Source organism: Craterilacuibacter sp., from assembly GCF_051659485.1.
Lineage (GTDB): Bacteria > Pseudomonadota > Gammaproteobacteria > Burkholderiales > Chromobacteriaceae > Craterilacuibacter.
Genome location: NZ_JBOFOO010000309.1, coordinates 1 through 17,168 on the forward strand (window position 1 = coordinate 1; position 17,168 = coordinate 17,168).

A 17,168-nucleotide genomic window follows, 5' to 3' on the forward strand; every position below is an offset into this window, starting at 1 on the left:
TGGTAAATTACCCAGCAAAATCATCATGCTATATAAAATGTAAATCATATTACGCGCCTGCTTCCCTAGCTAAAAAACACCGGCACACCATGCCAATAACGCATACAAAAAAAGCACAGCCGCGAGAAAAAATTCGGCACAAGCACATCACAACCGTCGTTAAAAAGAAAAAATTAGTCGCAAATTTGTAATTAAAATATCAACGATAAGCGCTGCGCCACGAACAAAGAAGAGGAAATTATCAAGCACTCTTCTTTTCAGGATTGCCACGCAATAGCCCCCTCACACACAGCACAGAAAAAATGCCACGCTCCGCAAGCTGGAGAGTGGCATTCTGGTCAATGCAGGCTGCAAATGGCGCTTATCCGGACACAGCCGTATCTTTGGCCAGAAAGAATGCATCGGAAAAAAACGCGTCCTCAAGCAAAGCACGCTTATGCGTAAAACTGCTATGTGCCGCCTCGACCATGACCGGGGCACCACAGGCATACACCTGATAACCGGACAGATCCTTGAAATCGTCCAGCACCGCCTGATGCACCAGACCGTGCCGGCCTTGCCATTGATCTTCAGGCAATGACTCGGACAGAACCGGTATAAAGGTAAAGTTGCTGTTTTGGGCTTGCCAGGAACCGGCCAGCTCGGCCATATACAGGTCGGCCAGCGTACGCGCCCCCCAGTAAAACACCATGGGGCGCAGGGTGCCGTGATGCAGGATATGCTCGACAATGCCCTTGATCGGTGCAAAACCGGTACCACTGGCAATGAAGATAATCGGCGTATCAGAGTCTTCGCGCAGGAAGAAAGAACCCAGAGGCCCCTTGAAACGCATGATTTCACGCGCCTTCATCTGCGTGAACACATAATCGGAAAAGCTGCCGCCAGCCTGATGGCGGATATGAAGCTCGAGAAAGGCATCATCGTGCGGCGCATTGGCAATCGAGAAGCTGCGCTTCTTGCCGTCTTTCATCAGGATATCAATATACTGCCCGGCTTTGAATTGCAGGCGCTCAGACGCAGGCAGCTTGAGTTTCAACACCGCCACATCGTGGATTTTTTCGATGCTGTCCACCCGGCAAGGCAGGGTCTTGATCTGGATCTCCCCTGCGCCGGGCACCTCGCGCACCTCGATGCTGATATCGCCCTTGGCCCGGGCACAGCAAAACAAGGCCATGCCTTGTTCACGCTCAGATGCTGACAAGGCTTTGTCCTGATAACCGCCCTGCTCTACTTCTCCACTGACAACCTTACCCTTGCATGCACCACAAGCACCATCACGGCAACCGTAAGGCAGGGCGACGCCTGCGCGCAAAGCACCCTCCAGTACGGTTTCATGCGCTTCAACACTAAAGGTATGTCCCGACGACACGACATTGACCCGATTTGTCATTTCTTTCCTCGACTTCAATCCAGCTAGAATAGGCACGATGCGAACACTGCTTATCATCGGCTTTGGCGATATCGCTTGCCGTGCCACCCCTGCCCTGAGCCGTCACTGGCGCCTGCTGGCCATGGTCAGAAACAAAGAAGGCGCCGACAGGGCGCGTCTTTTGGGCGTCACCCCCATCAACGGAGATCTGGACGATCGCAACTCGCTTGAACGGATAGCCGGTCTCGCGGATGCGGTCCTTTACTGTGCGCCCCCTGCCAGTGCAGGGCACAGCGATAGCCGCATGCACCGATTTTTATCTGCAATGGCTAAGGCCAAAAGCATAACACAGCACCTGGTCTATATCAGTACCAGCGGGGTATATGGCAATGCGGCGGGTGCCTGGCTGAATGAAAGCGCCCTCCCCTGCCCGACATCCGCGCGCGGCAGGCGCCGGCTGGATGCCGAACAGCAACTACGCCAGTTTGCAGCGCGCCACGCAACAAAGCTCACGATTTTGCGTGCGCCGGGCATTTACGCCGCCGAACGCCTGCCCTTAAGCCGCATCATCAATGCCACCCCCGCAATCCGGCATGATGAAGACAGTTGGAGCAATCACATCCACGCCGATGATCTGGCCATGCTGTGCGTGGCTGCACTCAAGCACGCTAGCGGCATCCGCAGCTACAATGCCTGTGACGACACCCCAATACGTACGGGAGAATGGTTCGATCTGGTGGCCCATGCTCATGCCCTGCCCCGCGTACCGCGTCTGACGCGAGCAGAGGTCAAACAACAGGTTTCGCCCATGCTATGGTCTTTTCTGGCCGAGTCGCGCCGGCTGGACAATAGCCGCATCAAGCGGGAGCTGGGCATCGCCCTGCAATGGCCGGATGTTTACCACTGGATAGCGCAATACAGGCCCGAGAAAGGGCCAAGCTGACAGGCCGGCCTCGCCTTCACCCGCAGCTTTCGGTAACATCGCGTTTTTTCGAAGTTTTTGGCACTGAGAATCATGGAAAATCCGGCTTACCTGCGGCACATCCGCAGCTTTGTACTACGTCAGGGGCATTTGACCCAGGCCCAGCAACGTGCGATGGATGAAGGCATGCCCAAGTGGGGTATCAGCTACCAGAACTCGCTGCTTGATCTGGATCAGCCATTTGGCCGCAGCGCACCCAAGATTCTGGAAATCGGCTTTGGCATGGGCACGGCGACGGCAGAGATTGCCGCCGGCAATCCGGACAAGGACTATCTGGCAGTAGAAGTGCACTCGCCAGGCGTGGGCAATTTGCTCAAGCTGATAGGCGAGCAAGAACTGAGCAATCTGCGCATTATTCGTCACGATGCCGTCGAAGTCATCGACCACATGCTGGCAGATGCCAGCCTGGACGGTATCCACATTTTCTTCCCCGACCCTTGGCACAAAAAGCGCCATAACAAGCGCCGCCTGATCCAGAGCCCGCTGATTGCCAAACTGGTCACGAAGCTCAAGCCGGGGGGCTATTTACACGCAGCGACCGACTGGGAAGACTACGCTATCCAGATCATGGAAGTATTCAGCGCAGAAAATGAGCTGGAAAATACGGCCGAGGCTTATGCTCCTCGCCCTGACTATCGCCCGCTAACCAAGTTCGAGGCACGCGGCATTCGTTTGGGGCATGGGGTGTGGGATGTGATCTTCCGTCGCAAGGCTATCTGACGCAAAGGCCACAATAGCTGAAACAACGCAAAGGCTGCCACTTGGCAGCCTTTGGTCATGCGGAGCACTCAAGCAGAATGCACCGCCAGCAGTGCCTCAATATCCGGCAATAACTCGTGCGGTTCAACCGCAGGTTCGGCACGCATCACCACCCGCCCCTGCCTGTCCAGCAGGAACTTGGTGAAATTCCATTTCACCGGGTGCGGGTGCGCGGTATCGGCCTGCGTCAACCAGCGCCATAAGGGGTGTGCATTCACTCCGTTGACATCCGTTTTGGCAAACAAGGGAAAGCTGATGCCATAGCGTGTCTGGCAAAACTCGGCGACCACCGCTTCTGTATCAGGTTCTTGACCGCCAAACTGATTGCAGGGGAAGCCCAGCACGATCAGGCCTTGCCCAGCAAGATGACGATACAGCTCTTCCAGAGCTGCATATTGCCGGGTATAACCGCACTCGCTGGCGGTATTCACCACCAGTACCACCTTGCCCGCCCACTCGGATAAGGCAACATTACGGCCGTCAATCAGCCGCGCAGAGAAGTCTTTCAAGGTCTGCATGCTTCTTGCTCCTTCACGTATAATTTTCCGCTTACCATTGTGGACGACACCATGTTCAATCCCAGCCGCCAGGATGCCCGCCGCTTCTTCTTTGATACTTGGGCCAAACACAAAGCCGGCATCGCCCTCTCCGATCTGGAGAAAATTGCCGCCACCACCTTGCTGGCACACCCTGAGTACCATCACATCGTAGACAATCCACAGGATTATCTGGAGCAGGAATGGACACCGGAGATGGGGCAAAGCAACCCCTTTATGCACCTGGGGCTGCATATGGCGATTGAAGAGCAGCGCGCCATCGACCAGCCTTTTGGCATACGTTCTCTTTACGCCCAATTGGCCTTGCGCCATGGCGACGAGCACAGAGCCCAACATGACATCATGGAATGCCTCGGTGAAATGATCTGGCATGCCCAGCGTTATGGTGGCGGTCCGGACGTCAACCGCTACATTAGCTGTGTACGCGGCAAACTGGGCATGGGCGAAGAGGATACGCGCAGGCTTAACCCCAACGAGCCCCAGCAAGCCGGTTAATCCCGCTTACACCACACGGTTCTGTCGTCCGCCGGCGACAAAAGAAGCAATATTGGCCACCAACTGGCCGGCCAAGCGGCTCATCGCCTCCTGGCTGGCCCAAGCCACGTGCGGCGTGACAATCAAATTCGGCAAACGGGCTCGCAACAAGGGATGGTCACTACGGCCAGGCTCTTCGCTTAACACGTCAAACCCTGCCCCTCCCAACTGGCCATATTTAAGCGCGGCAACGACCGAGGCCTCGTCCACCAGGCCGCCACGGGCAGTATTAATCAGGATAGCGCCGGGCTTTACACGCATCAGTTCGGCCTCCCCCAGCATGCCGCGCGAGTCTTCACTCAAGGGGCAATGCAGCGACAGCACATCGGACGTAGTCAGCACCGTATCGAAGTCGGTGTAACCATCCCGCACCACAGCCACGCCACGGCGCTCGGCAAACACCACCTCCATACCGAAGGCTCGAGCCCGCGCCGCCAGCGCCAGACCAATGCCGCCACGGCCGAAAATACCCAGCCGTGCACCGGATAGATCACGTACCGGCGAAGCAAACAGACAAAAATTAGCTGATTTTTCCCACAGACCGGCAGCGACATCACGCTGGTAAGCCGGTAGATTGCGGCGCAAAGCCAGCATCAGCATAAAGGCGTGTTCGGCAACAGAGTCATCCCCATAGTGGCGAATATTGGCCACTGCAATACCGCGCGCCTTGCAGGCATCCAGATCAATGTGGTTTACGCCGCTCGCCGCGACAGCAATCATCCTGAGTCCGGGCAACTCGGCCAACGCCGCCGCATCGATTGCGACCTTGTTGGTAATCACGATATCGGCACCTTGCGCTGCCGCGACAAGCGCAGCAGGAGTGCATGACGGGAACTCTTGCCAAGAGTGGGGAAAATCGGGAGAAGGAACCGGGACAGGCAGGCTGCCCCGGTCAAGAAAGACAATGTGAGGAATCATTCAGCGCTCATAGGTGATGATGGCGCGGTAGGCATGCCATGTCGACAACCCGATCAGCGGAATCAATACCATCAGGCCGATAAAGTAAGTGGCAAAACCTATCGCAGTCAGAATCACGATAATAGCGGCCCAGCACACCATCGTCATCAGATTCTTGTATACCGCCTGTGCGCTCACCACCATGGCGGAAATGGTGTCGATTTCCTTGTCCAGCATCATCGGAATCGCGACCACGCTGACAGAAAACACGACAATGGCAAAGACCAGTCCGGCACCGAAATATGCAATCAGAAAAGCCAGATGCTCCGGCGACCACGCCTCGGCCACCAGTATGGCCAGTGTCGGGGCACTAGTATCGTAAAAAAGCGCAAACATCAGCAAGGAAACACGAAACCAGCCGAACACCAACACGGCCAGCAGCGCTGCATACAGCGTAAAACTCGGGATATTGGCACGCCACGCCAGCATACTGTGCAGCAGGTTGATACGCGTACCCTTGAAGATTTCCAACTGGCGGGCAATATCGTACAGGCCGATAGCCAGAAAAGGACCTGCCAGCAGGAATAGCGCCGACAGGGTAATCACGACCTCAGGCGCATCTTTAAAGTAGAGCACCAACAGATAGCCCATGATCACGAAAATGGCACCATAAAAAATGGCATCGACAGGTGCTTTCTTGAAGTCGCGCCAACCCAGCTTGAGCCAATTAAGGGTATCGGCCGGCGAGACATGATGTACGACCGGATGGTCGCGGGATGGCAGGTGTGCAATGTCCATCGTGATTTCCCTTGCTGCTAGGTGTGGGTAAAGCCGCCTGTTTTCTTTATATGCCAAGCTGGTGATAACGCATGATTTTTTAGCGTATAAACGCTATGCAAAGAAAAAAGCCATGCATCCATAGCCGGACACGCCGGCAAACAAGCGTGTAAAATCCGGTTTTTGGCCAATGCCACAGGAAGGAAAAACATGAGCAAGGAACTGATCATTGAAGAGGTGGTAGTGGGCGAAGGCGCGGAAGCCGTCGCGGGGCAGGACGTTACCGTACACTACAGCGGCTACCTGACAGATGGCAGTAAATTCGACTCCAGCCGCGATCGTTACCAGCCATTTTCCTTTCCCTTGGGTGCAGGCCATGTGATCAAGGGCTGGGACTTGGGCGTGCAGGGAATGAAAGTCGGTGGCCAGCGCAAACTGACCATTCCGGCCGAACTGGGCTATGGCGCACGCGGCGCCGGTGGCGTGATTCCGCCAAATGCTACGCTGGTGTTTGATGTAGAGCTGCTATCTGTAGGCTGATAAGCCCTGCTCCAAAGCAAAAAAACCATCACACTCAGTGATGGTTTTTTTGCTTTGGCCTTGCAATCAGGCTTTACGCCGCTTGCGGCGATACCATAAACCGCCCAGTACCAGGGCAAGCAGTGCCAACACCGCCAGAATGCCATATTGGCCACGATGTACCCACACCATTAACTGATCAATATTGCTCGCACCAAAGTGGCCAAGATAGACCCACACCGGCACCGAAATCAGCGCTGCCAGGCCATCAAGCAGCAGGAAGCGCCAATAGGAAATGCGCCGGCTCATCCCTGCGGTCAGAAAGATGGGCGAACGCAGGCCAGGCAAAAAGCGCGCAACAAACAGCACCCAGTTACCGTATTTGCTAAATTTTTCCTGTACCGCCTCGAAGCGCTCCTTGGTCAGGATGCGGGCAATCGGCCTAAATTGCAGCACACGGTCGCCGAATACACGACCCATGGTGAACATGATGCCGTCACCGATCAAGACGCCAACCATACCGACGGCAAACATGGTGTGCACGTTGGTATAGCCGAGACCGGAAATAATGCCGCCGGCCACCAGCGTGACATCCTCGGGAATCGGCAAGCCAAAACCACACAGCAACAGCACCAGAAAAACAGCCAGATAGCCGTACGATGCAAATAAATCGAGTAAGACCTGAAGTATATCCATGTCAGTGAAGTGCACTCATGCCGTTAGCCGGAAGCGAAAAGGGACAGTCATGCCAGCATTGCCCCCATCCATAAACAGCGGCTTATAATAACACACCTCTCCTTACGAAAAAGCTGACATGACACGCCCGATCCGGCTCGAGATCGACCTTGCAGCGATCCGCCATAACTATCTGCAATCCAGACAACAAGCACCTGCGGCACGCGCCTATGCGGTCATCAAGGCAGATGCCTACGGCCACGGGAGTCTGGAGGTCGCCCACGCGCTGGCCGATATTGCCGATGGCTTTGCGCTTTTAAATCTAGAGGATGCACTGCGTCTGCGCCAGGCCGGTATCCGTCAACCGATGACGCTACTGGAAGGCGCATTCGATCTGGAAGATACGGTGCGCATGGCAGAAAACCGCATTGCCGGTGCGGTACACAGCCCGCACCAGATCGCCTGGCTTGAGCAACTGGAGTCTGATCTGCCTTTCGAGGCCTGGATTAAGGTCAATAGCGGAATGAACCGTCTGGGCTTCAAGCCGGAAGCCACCCTAGCGGCAGGCGCGCGGCTCGCAGCAAATCCTGCCGTCAAGCTCACCACCATCATGACCCATTTCGCTACCGCCGATGATGAGCGCGGCGTGGCCGAACAATGGGCATGCTTCGACCCTATCGCACGCACCTCGGGCCTGGCCATCAGTGCCGCCAACTCGGCGGCAAGCTTCCGCCACCCGCAGACCCATGGCGATGCGATCCGTCCCGGCATTACGCTTTACGGCTGCTCGCCCTTTGATGACGCCAACGGTCTGGCGCTCGGTCTAAAACCCGGCATGACGCTATCGGCCGACATCATTGCCGTGCAGGATATTCAGGCCGGCGATATTGTCGGCTATGGAGCCATGTTCAAGGCCGAGCACCCCATGCGCATCGGCATCGTGGCGTGTGGTTACGCTGATGGCTATCCGCGTGTAGTGCCCAGCGGCACGCCGGTACTGGTCAACAAAAAGGCAAGCCGCACCGTTGGCCGTATATCCATGGACATGCTGGTGGTTGATCTGAGTGAACAGCCTGATGCCGGCATCGGCAGCCGGGTCACGCTATGGGGCGAAGGCCTGCCGATCGAAACCATTGCCCGCGCTGCCGGCACGCTGGGCTACGAGCTGATGTGCGCCATCTCGGCCCGGGTGCCGCGCACTTATCTATCCGCCTGAGGTTTGCCAATAAAAATCCCGCGATCAACGCGGGATTTTTTTATCAGCCATCAAAAGCGGAATCAGGCTGCCGACTCAATCGCGGCGGCGATGGATTTGGCGCAACGCTCGGCCAAGGACGCATCATCCGCCTCGACCATCACCCGCACCACAGGTTCGGTTCCGGATGGGCGCAAGACCACGCGTCCGCGCCCTGCCAGTTCCTTTTCTGCCTCCGCCAGCGCCAGCATCGAAGCCTGCTTCCAGTCCTGCCCCTTGAGGCGGACGTTGATCATGGTTTGCGGGAAAGGCTGCCAGTCGCGGCAAATATCGAGCAGATCCTTGTCCAGCTGTGCCAGACTGGCAAACACCTGCAAACAGGAAATAATACCGTCACCCGTGGTGTGCTTGTCCAGACACAGCACATGGCCGGAAGCCTCGCCGCCCAATTGCCAGCCGTTGGCATGCAGCAGCTCCAGCACATAACGGTCGCCGACCTTGGCACGGGCAAACTCGATACCGCGCTCCTGTAGCGCCAGCTCCATGCCCATATTGGTCATCACGGTACCGACTACACCGCCTTTAAGCTCGCCACGCGCCGCACGCGCCCTGGCGATCACGTAAATGAGCTGGTCGCCATCGTAAACCTGGCCATGGCGATCAACCATGATCAGCCGGTCGCCATCTCCATCCAGTGCGACGCCATAGTCGGCCTCGTGCTGCAATACGGCGGCCTGCAGGGTCTTTGGATAAGTTGCACCTACTTTTTCATTGATATTCAAGCCATCCGGATCACAACCCAGCGTGATCACCTCGGCCCCCAGTTCGTGAAAGACATTTGGAGCGATGTGATAGGTTGCACCATGGGCGCAATCAACCACCAGCTTGATCCCCTTGAGATCCAGCTCGTTAGGGAAACTGCTCTTGCAGAACTCGATATAACGCTCGGCGGCACCATCGATACGGCGTGCACGGCCCAGCTCGCTCGAAGGCTTGGTCTCTAGCGGATGCTCGAGCATGGCTTCGATTTCCAGCTCAAGCGCATCGTCCAGCTTATTGCCGCCTTCGGCAAAGAACTTGATCCCGTTATCCTGAAACGGGTTATGCGATGCCGAAATCACGACACCGGCCTCCAGCCGCAGGGCACGCGTGAGATAAGCAATACCCGGTGTCGGCAACGGGCCGGTCAACAATACATTCACTCCGGCCGCGGTAAAGCCGGCCTGCAACGCAGCCTCCAGCATATAGCCGGAGATACGGGTGTCCTTGCCTATCAGTACCGAAGGGCGATGACTACCATCATGATTCACCAAAACCCGGCCGGCGGCATAACCCAGCTTCATGACAAACTCAGGCGTAATCGGCGCCTTGCCTACTTCTCCACGCACACCATCCGTACCAAAATATTTGCGGCTCATTCCCTTGCCCCTTGCTACGCCGAACATCAGCCCGGCCGGATAAATCAACAATGCATTTTCTCACGACACCGCAGATGGCGTCATGCTGTTCAATGCTGCCCAGAGCTGTAAAGCCTGACGTGTTTCCTTGACGTCATGCACCCGGATAATTTTGGCGCCGCGATGCACGGCTTCCAGTGCCGCGGCGACACTGGCGCCCAGCCGTTCGGCCGGATTCGGCTCGCTGCATATCGTCCCCAGCATGGACTTGCGCGATAGCCCCACCAATAGTGGAACACCGGCGCGCTCTTCGATAGCTGCCAGGCCCGAGAGCAAGGCCAGATTATGCACCAGTGTTTTACCGAAACCAAAACCGGGGTCCGCCAGCAAGCGCTTGCGCGCCACACCGGCCTGCAGGCACAGTTCGACACGCGCTGCCAGATAATCACCAACCTCAGCCACTACATCACCGTACTCGGGGCGCTGCTGCATGGTGCCGGGATTACCCTGCTTATGCATCAGGCAGATACCGGCCCCTGATCTTGCCACCAGCTCCAGTGCGCCCTCGTCTTCCAGCGCCGACACATCATTGATCAGGTCGACGACACCTGCGCTAAGTGCCGCGCGCATCACACTCGCCCGCCGCGTATCCAGAGAAACCGGCACCCCTAATCCGCTAACGGCTTCCAGCACAGGCAGCACCCGCGCCAACTCCTGCTCCGGAGACACATAAGGTGCGCCGGGACGGGTTGACTCGCCGCCGATATCCAGGATATCGGCACCTTCTGCGATCAGGCTGCATGCATGGGAGATCGCAGCATCGCGGCAATCATAGCGGCCGCCATCGGAAAACGAATCGGGGGTCACATTCAGGATACCCATCACCAACGGGCGGGAAAGATCGAGGACAAAACGCCCGCATTGGAAATTTTTCATTACTGGCTCAACGCAAAAAGGCGGCAGTTTTCACTGCCGCCTTAAGAAAAATAGAACAGACTGCGGGCTTACAGCTCCTGAGCCGGCGTCACGCTAGGCGCTGGCGCTGGGCCACTAGGCTTGTCATCCGACTTGGGCGGCGTAAAACCGGAACCTGGCTTGGGCGGCCGTGGTTCATTACCTGCCATAATATCGTTGATCTGGTCGGCATCGATGGTTTCCAGTTCCAGCAAAGCCTTGGTCATGGCTTCAACCTTGTCGCGGTTGTCATCCAGCAGCTTGCGCGCCAGCGCATACTGCTCGTCGATGATGCGGCGAATTTCACAGTCCACCATCTGCATGGTCGCTTCCGACATATTCTTGTGTGTCGTCACCGAACGGCCAAGGAAGACTTCACCCTCGTTCTCGCCGTAGACCATAGGCCCCAGCCTATCGCTCATGCCGTAGCGCGTCACCATATCGCGCGCCATTTGCGTGGCACGCTCAAAGTCGTTGGATGCACCCGTGGTCATCTGGTTCATGAACAGTTCTTCGGCAATACGGCCACCGAACAGGATGGCGATACGGTCCATCAAATAACCGCGATCATACGAAAAACGATCCTGCTCCGGCAGTTGCATGGTCACACCCAGCGCACGACCACGCGGAATAATAGTGACCTTGTGTACCGGGTCGGACTTGGGCAGCAGCTTGGCGACCACAGCGTGGCCCGACTCGTGATACGCCGTGTTTTTCTTTTCTTCTTCGGTCATCACCATGGAGCGGCGCTCGGCGCCCATCATGATTTTGTCCTTGGCTGACTCGAGGTCTTCCATGTCCACCAGACGCTTGTTGCGGCGTGCGGCAAACAGTGCGGCTTCGTTGATCAGGTTGGCAAGGTCGGCACCGGAGAAGCCCGGCGTACCACGTGCAATCACTTCGGCGTTCACATCGGCGGCGATAGGCACTTTACGCATATGCACGTTCAGAATCTGCTCTCGGCCACGGATATCCGGTAGCGGCACCACCACTTGACGGTCGAAACGACCCGGGCGCAGCAAGGCAGGATCCAAGACGTCGGGACGGTTGGTGGCAGCCACCACGATCACGGTCGAATTGGTCTCGAAACCGTCCATCTCGACCAGAAGCTGGTTCAGCGTCTGTTCACGTTCGTCGTTACCGCCGCCTACACCCGCACCACGCTGGCGGCCAACGGCATCGATTTCATCGATAAAGATGATGCAAGGCGAATTCTTCTTGGCCTGCTCGAACATGTCGCGCACACGCGCCGCGCCCACGCCGACAAACATCTCGACGAAGTCGGAACCGGCGATGCTGAAGAACGGCACCTTGGCTTCACCGGCAATGGCCTTGGCCAGCAGGGTTTTACCGGTACCTGGCGAGCCCGCCAGCAAGATGCCGCGCGGAATGCGTCCGCCCAGACTCTGGTAGCGCGTCGGATCGCGCAGGTAGTCGACAACTTCCTTGACCTCTTCCTTGGCCTCGTCACAACCGGCCACATCGGCAAAGGTAATCACATTGGTGTCCTGATCCAGCATGCGCGCCTTGCTCTTGCCGAACGAGAACGCACCACCTTTGCCGCCACCTTGCATCTGGCGCATGAAGAAAAACCACACGCCAATCAACAGCAGCATCGGGAACCAGCTGATGAATATGCTCATCAGCATCGATGGCTGCTCTTCCGGCTTGGCACCGAAGCGTACGTTATTTTTAACCAGATCATCGACCAGACGATAATCGAAAGGCGCAAAAGTGCTGAAACCGGTACCGTCGGTACGCTTGCCCTTGAGCCACTGGCCACGCAGCGGATCACCCTCGATAGTCAGGGACTGCACCTTGCCGGACTCGACATCGCTGACGAACTGCGAATACTCGATCTGGTTCTGTGTCTCCTGACGCTTATTGAACTGGTTGAACACAGTCATCAGTACCAAACCGATGATGACCCAGATGGCGATATTCTTGCCTATGTTGTTCACGCGAGCCGACTCCTTTGTGCCCTGACGGTTATGCCTGAATAGCTATTTCGATTGTAAACTGCCCTAACGGCGATGTCAGCGTCGACCTTTACCCAAAAGGTAAATTTCGGTAGATCTATCACGCGATGCCTTGGGTTTACGCGAGACCACTTCACTGAAAACTTCTCGCATAGCCTTGAGATAGGGCTGGAATTCGCTGCCCTGAAAAACTTTGACTAGAAAATTGCCGCCGGGTTTCAATTGCTCGCGCGCAAATTCCAATGCCAACTCGCAAAGATGGAAGCTTTTGGCCTGATCCATGACGCTCATGCCGGAGATATTGGGGGCCATATCCGAAATTACAAGGTCCAATGCGCGCCCATCCAGCAGATCGATAAATTGGTCCAACACCTCTTCTTCACGAAAATCACCCTGAATGAATGAGACATCGGCAATCGCGTCCATCGGCAGGATATCCATAGCAAAAACCTTGCCCTTGTCTCCGACAATACGGGCGGCAACCTGCGACCAGCTACCCGGTGCCGAACCCAGATCCGCCAGCACCGTCCCCGGGCGGATCAATTTATCCTTGTCGTTGATTTCCATCAGTTTATAGGCAGCTCGGGCACGATAGCCATCCTGTTTGGCCTTGTGTACCCAATGATCCTTCACATGCTCGGACAACCATTGATTGCTGCTTGTACTTCTCTTCATATTTCAAACCTGTCATTGCATGCGGAGATTACGCCAAAAAGACGGACATAAATGGCCAAGTGACTGTTTATCTGCCAATTTCAGCGTATTGTTTGGGCAAAAGGCTACAGTTTTTAGTAGAATCCCGTTTTGCTTTGGAAGCTACACCATGAAAATCGAACTCTCCACCTTCGAGCGCACCTACCTTAAAGGGCTGGCGCACCAAATTTCACCTGTTGTCATGATAGGCAACAGCGGCCTGACCGAGTCGGTGATGCGCGAAATCGCAATCAGTCTGGATGCGCACGAACTGATCAAGATTCGTGTCCAGGGCGATGACCGCGCTGCCCGCGTCGCACTCTATGAACAAATCTGCGAGCAACTTGATGCGGCGCCGGTACAACACATCGGCAAATTGCTGGTCTTGTGGCGGCCATCGGACAAAGAGCGCATTGCCTTGCCTAAAAGCAAAAAAGCACTCAAGGCCATGCCCTGATTGCCAGCCTAGCCAAGGCTAAAGAAAAAAGCGGAGGCTTGCCACCGCTTTTTTTGCGCCTAGCAAGATAAAAACCGTACTTCAGCTATCACGCCTTAACACATACACCAGAGCCAACAGGCTTTGTACCAGGTAAATCAGGCTGGAAATGGCGTGCCACGTTGCAAAACCGCCACCGAACAATCCTTCCGCCGCCTGATTCATCGACAGTTTGAGGTCGGCAATAATGGGAGAAACGGCAAAGTGGTTAATCACGGTACACAAGACCATCCCGAACAATAGCCAGAAAGTGCCCTCCTTCACCCCGCGCGCACCGATGCGCCAGATGTACTCGGCCAGCAAGAATACCCCGCACACCAGCCCGACCCATGAGATATGGCTAAATAGCTTACCCGCGACCATCCCGGCTGTCGGCTTGTCCAGCACCGAAAACAGCACCGGTGCCACTAGTAAACCAATGACCCACATCCCGCCCACCCAGAGCGTCTTCGTTACCGCGCGCAAACCATCCATGCCTACCCCTTTATCCAGAATCGACAGCAAAACGCGCCACTAAGGCGCGTATTATTTTTTAGATATATTTAACGTCGAGTATTTCGTACTCGCGTATGCCGCCGGGCGCCATCACCTCGGCTACATCCCCCGCTTCCTTGCCGATCAGCGCGCGCGCGATAGGCGAGTTCACCGAAACCTTGCCGACCTTGATATCGGCCTCATCGTCACCCACGATCTGGTAAACCACGGTCTCTTCGCTTTCCAGATCCATCAGTTCCACTGTGGCGCCAAATACCACACGGCCGTCGGCATCCAGCTCCAGCGGGTTGATAATCTGGGCATTGGACAGTTTGCCTTCCAGTTCGGCAATACGGCCTTCAACAAAAGACTGACGCTCTTTAGCCGCATCGTACTCGGCGTTTTCCGACAGGTCACCGTGCGAACGTGCTTCGGCGATGGCCGCAATCACATCCGGACGCTCCACACTTTTCAGGCGCTGCAGCTCTTCTTTCAGCAGGTCCGCACCGTACACGGTCAACGGGACTTTGATCATTCTTTTCTCCACTGGCGGTCTTGCCGCCCTCAACAAAAACACAAGCCGCAGTCCTCGGGACGGCGGCTTTGCGGATAGATTTTTCTGGATTGTACCGGCAAAACGCATGCACAACCAAGTGCGACACGCGTTTCAGCCGGTAAAACTCAGTGTTTGATGCGGGCGTGCAATTCCTGCAAGCTATAGATGCCAAATTCATCCAGCTGCAGACCGACACACAAGGCTTGGGCACCGGCCAGCGTAGTCGACTGCGGAATGCGCGCCTGCAAGGCCGAACGGCGGATAGAGTGGCTGTCCTGAATCGCCTGACGCTTCTCGTCGACGGTATTGATCACCAGCGCAATCTCGCCATTCTTGATCATGTCGACAATATGCGGACGCCCTTCCGCCACCTTGTTCACCACCTGCACGATCAGGCCGGCGTCCGCCAGCACCTTGGCCGTACCGCGGGTCGCACACACGCCAAACCCCAGCCGTTGCAGCTCGCGGGCCACTTCCACGCAACCATTCTTGTCGCTGGAACGCACCGACACAAAGACCTTACCGGTACGCGGCAAGGTATCACCAGCAGCCAACTGGCTCTTGACGAAGGCTTCGGCAAAGCTGTTGCCGACCCCCATCACTTCACCGGTCGACTTCATTTCCGGCCCGAGTATGGTGTCTACACCCGGGAATTTGATGAAGGGGAATACCGCCTCTTTCACTGCGTAATAAGGCGGAATCACCTCGGCGGTAAAGCCTTGTTCGATCAAAGAAATACCGGCCATCGCGCGGGCGGCAATCTTGGCCAGCGGCGCGCTGGTTACCTTGGATACAAACGGCACGGTGCGGCTGGCTCGCGGGTTCACTTCCAGTACATAAATGGTATCGCCCTGAATCGCAAACTGCACATTCATCAGGCCGATGACATTCAAGGCACGCGCCATGGCGATGGTCTGGCGGCGAATCTCGTCCTGCACCGCCGGGAACAGGCTGTAAGGCGGCAAGGAACAGGCCGAGTCGCCGGAGTGCACCCCCGCCTGCTCGATATGCTGCATGATGCCGCCGATCACCACATTCACGCCATCGGACACGCAATCGACATCGACTTCGATCGCATCGTTGAGGAAACGGTCCAGCAGCACCGGGCTGTCATTCGAAACCTTGACCGCTTCGCGCATATAGCGCTCGAGGTCAGCCGGTTCGTGCACGATTTCCATCGCACGGCCACCCAACACATAAGACGGGCGCACCACCAGCGGATAGCCGATTTCCTCGGCCAGACGCATGGCGTCGGCCGGCGTACGCGCCGTGCGGTTAGGCGGCTGCTTGAGTGCCAGTTCCTGCAGCAGCTTCTGGAAGCGCTCGCGATCTTCGGCCGCATCTATCATATCCGGGCTGGTGCCGATAATCGGCACACCGGCCGCTTCCAGCGCACGCGCCAGTTTCAGCGGCGTCTGGCCGCCATACTGCACGATCACGCCCCACGGTTTTTCCACATGGCACACTTCCAGTACGTCTTCCAGCGTCAAAGGCTCGAAGTACAGGCGATCGGAAGTGTCGTAGTCGGTAGACACGGTCTCCGGGTTACAGTTGACCATGATGGTCTCGAAACCGGACTCGCGTAGCGCCAGCGCCGCATGCACGCAGCAATAATCGAATTCGATGCCCTGACCGATGCGGTTGGGCCCGCCGCCCAGAACCATGATTTTCTTGTTATTGGTCGGGCGCGATTCGCACTCTTCCTCGTAGGTCGAGTACATATAAGCGGTATTGGTGGCAAACTCGGCCGCGCAGGTGTCGACGCGCTTATACACCGGGCGCACATTCAGTGCCCAGCGCTTGGCGCGTACCCCGGCCTGATCGGTGCCCAGCAACTGGGCCAGACGGCGGTCGGAGAAGCCCTTGCGCTTGAGGCGGAACATATCCGCGTACTCCAGCGCCTCGACGCGGCATCCGGCCAGCGCCTTTTCTTCCGCAACCAGGTCTTCGATCTGGGCCAGGAACCACGGGTCTATCTTGCTGACGGCAAAGATATCGTCGCGCGACAGGCCGATACGGAAAGCGTCGGCCACATACAGGATGCGATCCGGCCCCGGTGTACCCAGTTCGTGACGGATGACTTCCTCGCTGACCGTCTGCTCGTCGAAACCGGACAGACCGGTCTCCAGGCCGCGCAAGGCTTTTTGCAGCGATTCCTGCAGGCTGCGCCCCATCGCCATCACTTCCCCCACCGACTTCATCTGGGTGGTCAGCCTGTCATCGGCCAGCGGGAATTTCTCGAAGGTAAAGCGTGGAATCTTGGTCACGACATAGTCGATGGACGGCTCGAACGAGGCCGGGGTCGCACCGCCGGTAATATCGTTTTTCAGCTCGTCCAGCGTGTAACCCACCGCC

At 56.7% G+C, this 17,168-nt stretch carries 18 protein-coding genes; 6 read left to right on the plus strand and 12 right to left on the minus strand.

The window, feature by feature from the left end; translation table 11 throughout:
- Positions 1-361 precede the first annotated feature (361 nt).
- The gene (locus ACRC1E_RS10730) at positions 362-1,390 is read right to left on the minus strand and encodes a CDP-6-deoxy-delta-3,4-glucoseen reductase (protein WP_438515089.1); all 1,029 of its coding nucleotides are present in this window, start codon (positions 1,388-1,390) and stop codon (positions 362-364) included.
- Between the two features lie 37 nt (positions 1,391-1,427).
- Between ACRC1E_RS10730 and ACRC1E_RS10735 the strand changes: the two genes are divergently transcribed.
- Positions 1,428-2,312 (plus strand): SDR family oxidoreductase, encoded by an 885-nt coding sequence (locus ACRC1E_RS10735; protein WP_438515090.1) that lies wholly within the window; start codon positions 1,428-1,430, stop codon positions 2,310-2,312.
- 72 nt (positions 2,313-2,384) lie between these two features.
- Positions 2,385-3,071, plus strand: a complete 687-nt coding sequence (gene trmB, locus ACRC1E_RS10740; protein WP_438515091.1) for a tRNA (guanosine(46)-N7)-methyltransferase TrmB — start codon at positions 2,385-2,387, stop codon at positions 3,069-3,071.
- A gap of 68 nt (positions 3,072-3,139) precedes the next feature.
- On the opposite strand, the gene ACRC1E_RS10745 is transcribed toward trmB, so the two are convergent.
- The gene (locus ACRC1E_RS10745) at positions 3,140-3,628 is read right to left on the minus strand and encodes a glutathione peroxidase (protein WP_438515092.1); all 489 of its coding nucleotides are present in this window, start codon (positions 3,626-3,628) and stop codon (positions 3,140-3,142) included.
- Positions 3,629-3,679: 51 nt separating this feature from the next.
- On the opposite strand from ACRC1E_RS10745, the gene ACRC1E_RS10750 reads away from it, so the two are divergent.
- On the plus strand, positions 3,680-4,162 hold the full coding sequence (locus ACRC1E_RS10750) for a DUF1841 family protein (RefSeq protein ID WP_438515093.1): 483 nt from the start codon (positions 3,680-3,682) through the stop codon (positions 4,160-4,162).
- 6 nt (positions 4,163-4,168) lie between these two features.
- On the opposite strand, the gene ACRC1E_RS10755 is transcribed toward ACRC1E_RS10750, so the two are convergent.
- Together ACRC1E_RS10755 and ACRC1E_RS10760 are read right to left on the minus strand one after the other, a co-directional pair.
- Positions 4,169-5,119: a D-2-hydroxyacid dehydrogenase gene (locus ACRC1E_RS10755; RefSeq protein WP_438515094.1), complete on the minus strand. Its 951-nt coding sequence runs from the start codon at positions 5,117-5,119 to the stop codon at positions 4,169-4,171.
- Complete coding sequence (locus ACRC1E_RS10760; protein WP_438515095.1) at positions 5,120-5,896, minus strand: DUF2189 domain-containing protein; 777 nt, start codon at positions 5,894-5,896, stop codon at positions 5,120-5,122.
- A 189-nt stretch (positions 5,897-6,085) separates the two neighbouring features.
- On the opposite strand from ACRC1E_RS10760, the gene ACRC1E_RS10765 reads away from it, so the two are divergent.
- Positions 6,086-6,415 carry an FKBP-type peptidyl-prolyl cis-trans isomerase gene (locus tag ACRC1E_RS10765; RefSeq protein ID WP_438515096.1) on the plus strand — a complete coding sequence of 110 codons (330 nt, stop codon included), beginning with the start codon at positions 6,086-6,088 and terminating at the stop codon, positions 6,413-6,415.
- Positions 6,416-6,481: 66 nt separating this feature from the next.
- Here the strand turns inward: ACRC1E_RS10765 and ACRC1E_RS10770 are convergent, their stop codons facing one another.
- Complete coding sequence (locus tag ACRC1E_RS10770) at positions 6,482-7,090, minus strand: DedA family protein (RefSeq protein WP_438515097.1); 609 nt, start codon at positions 7,088-7,090, stop codon at positions 6,482-6,484.
- A 118-nt stretch (positions 7,091-7,208) separates the two neighbouring features.
- On the opposite strand from ACRC1E_RS10770, the gene alr reads away from it, so the two are divergent.
- Complete coding sequence (gene alr, locus ACRC1E_RS10775; protein ID WP_438515098.1) at positions 7,209-8,285, plus strand: alanine racemase; 1,077 nt, start codon at positions 7,209-7,211, stop codon at positions 8,283-8,285.
- A gap of 62 nt (positions 8,286-8,347) precedes the next feature.
- On the opposite strand, the gene glmM is transcribed toward alr, so the two are convergent.
- The 4 genes from glmM to ACRC1E_RS10795 form a co-directional block, all read right to left on the minus strand.
- On the minus strand, positions 8,348-9,682 hold the full coding sequence (glmM, locus tag ACRC1E_RS10780; protein WP_438515099.1) for a phosphoglucosamine mutase: 1,335 nt from the start codon (positions 9,680-9,682) through the stop codon (positions 8,348-8,350).
- Positions 9,683-9,742: 60 nt separating this feature from the next.
- Complete coding sequence (folP, locus tag ACRC1E_RS10785; protein WP_438515100.1) at positions 9,743-10,597, minus strand: dihydropteroate synthase; 855 nt, start codon at positions 10,595-10,597, stop codon at positions 9,743-9,745.
- A gap of 68 nt (positions 10,598-10,665) precedes the next feature.
- Positions 10,666-12,576, minus strand: coding sequence for an ATP-dependent zinc metalloprotease FtsH (gene ftsH / locus ACRC1E_RS10790; RefSeq protein ID WP_438515101.1), 1,911 nt, complete (start codon positions 12,574-12,576; stop codon positions 10,666-10,668).
- Between the two features lie 75 nt (positions 12,577-12,651).
- The gene (locus ACRC1E_RS10795) at positions 12,652-13,269 is read right to left on the minus strand and encodes an RlmE family RNA methyltransferase (RefSeq protein ID WP_438515102.1); all 618 of its coding nucleotides are present in this window, start codon (positions 13,267-13,269) and stop codon (positions 12,652-12,654) included.
- 148 nt (positions 13,270-13,417) lie between these two features.
- Between ACRC1E_RS10795 and ACRC1E_RS10800 the strand changes: the two genes are divergently transcribed.
- Complete coding sequence (locus ACRC1E_RS10800) at positions 13,418-13,744, plus strand: YhbY family RNA-binding protein (RefSeq protein ID WP_438515103.1); 327 nt, start codon at positions 13,418-13,420, stop codon at positions 13,742-13,744.
- A gap of 81 nt (positions 13,745-13,825) precedes the next feature.
- Here the strand turns inward: ACRC1E_RS10800 and ACRC1E_RS10805 are convergent, their stop codons facing one another.
- The 3 genes from ACRC1E_RS10805 to carB all read right to left on the minus strand — a co-directional run.
- On the minus strand, positions 13,826-14,257 hold the full coding sequence (locus tag ACRC1E_RS10805) for a DUF4149 domain-containing protein (RefSeq protein ID WP_438515104.1): 432 nt from the start codon (positions 14,255-14,257) through the stop codon (positions 13,826-13,828).
- Between the two features lie 58 nt (positions 14,258-14,315).
- Positions 14,316-14,792: a transcription elongation factor GreA gene (gene greA, locus ACRC1E_RS10810; RefSeq protein ID WP_438515105.1), complete on the minus strand. Its 477-nt coding sequence runs from the start codon at positions 14,790-14,792 to the stop codon at positions 14,316-14,318.
- 146 nt (positions 14,793-14,938) lie between these two features.
- The coding region (gene carB, locus ACRC1E_RS10815; protein WP_438515106.1) for a carbamoyl-phosphate synthase large subunit at positions 14,939-17,168 on the minus strand (2,230 nt) is incomplete at its 5' end.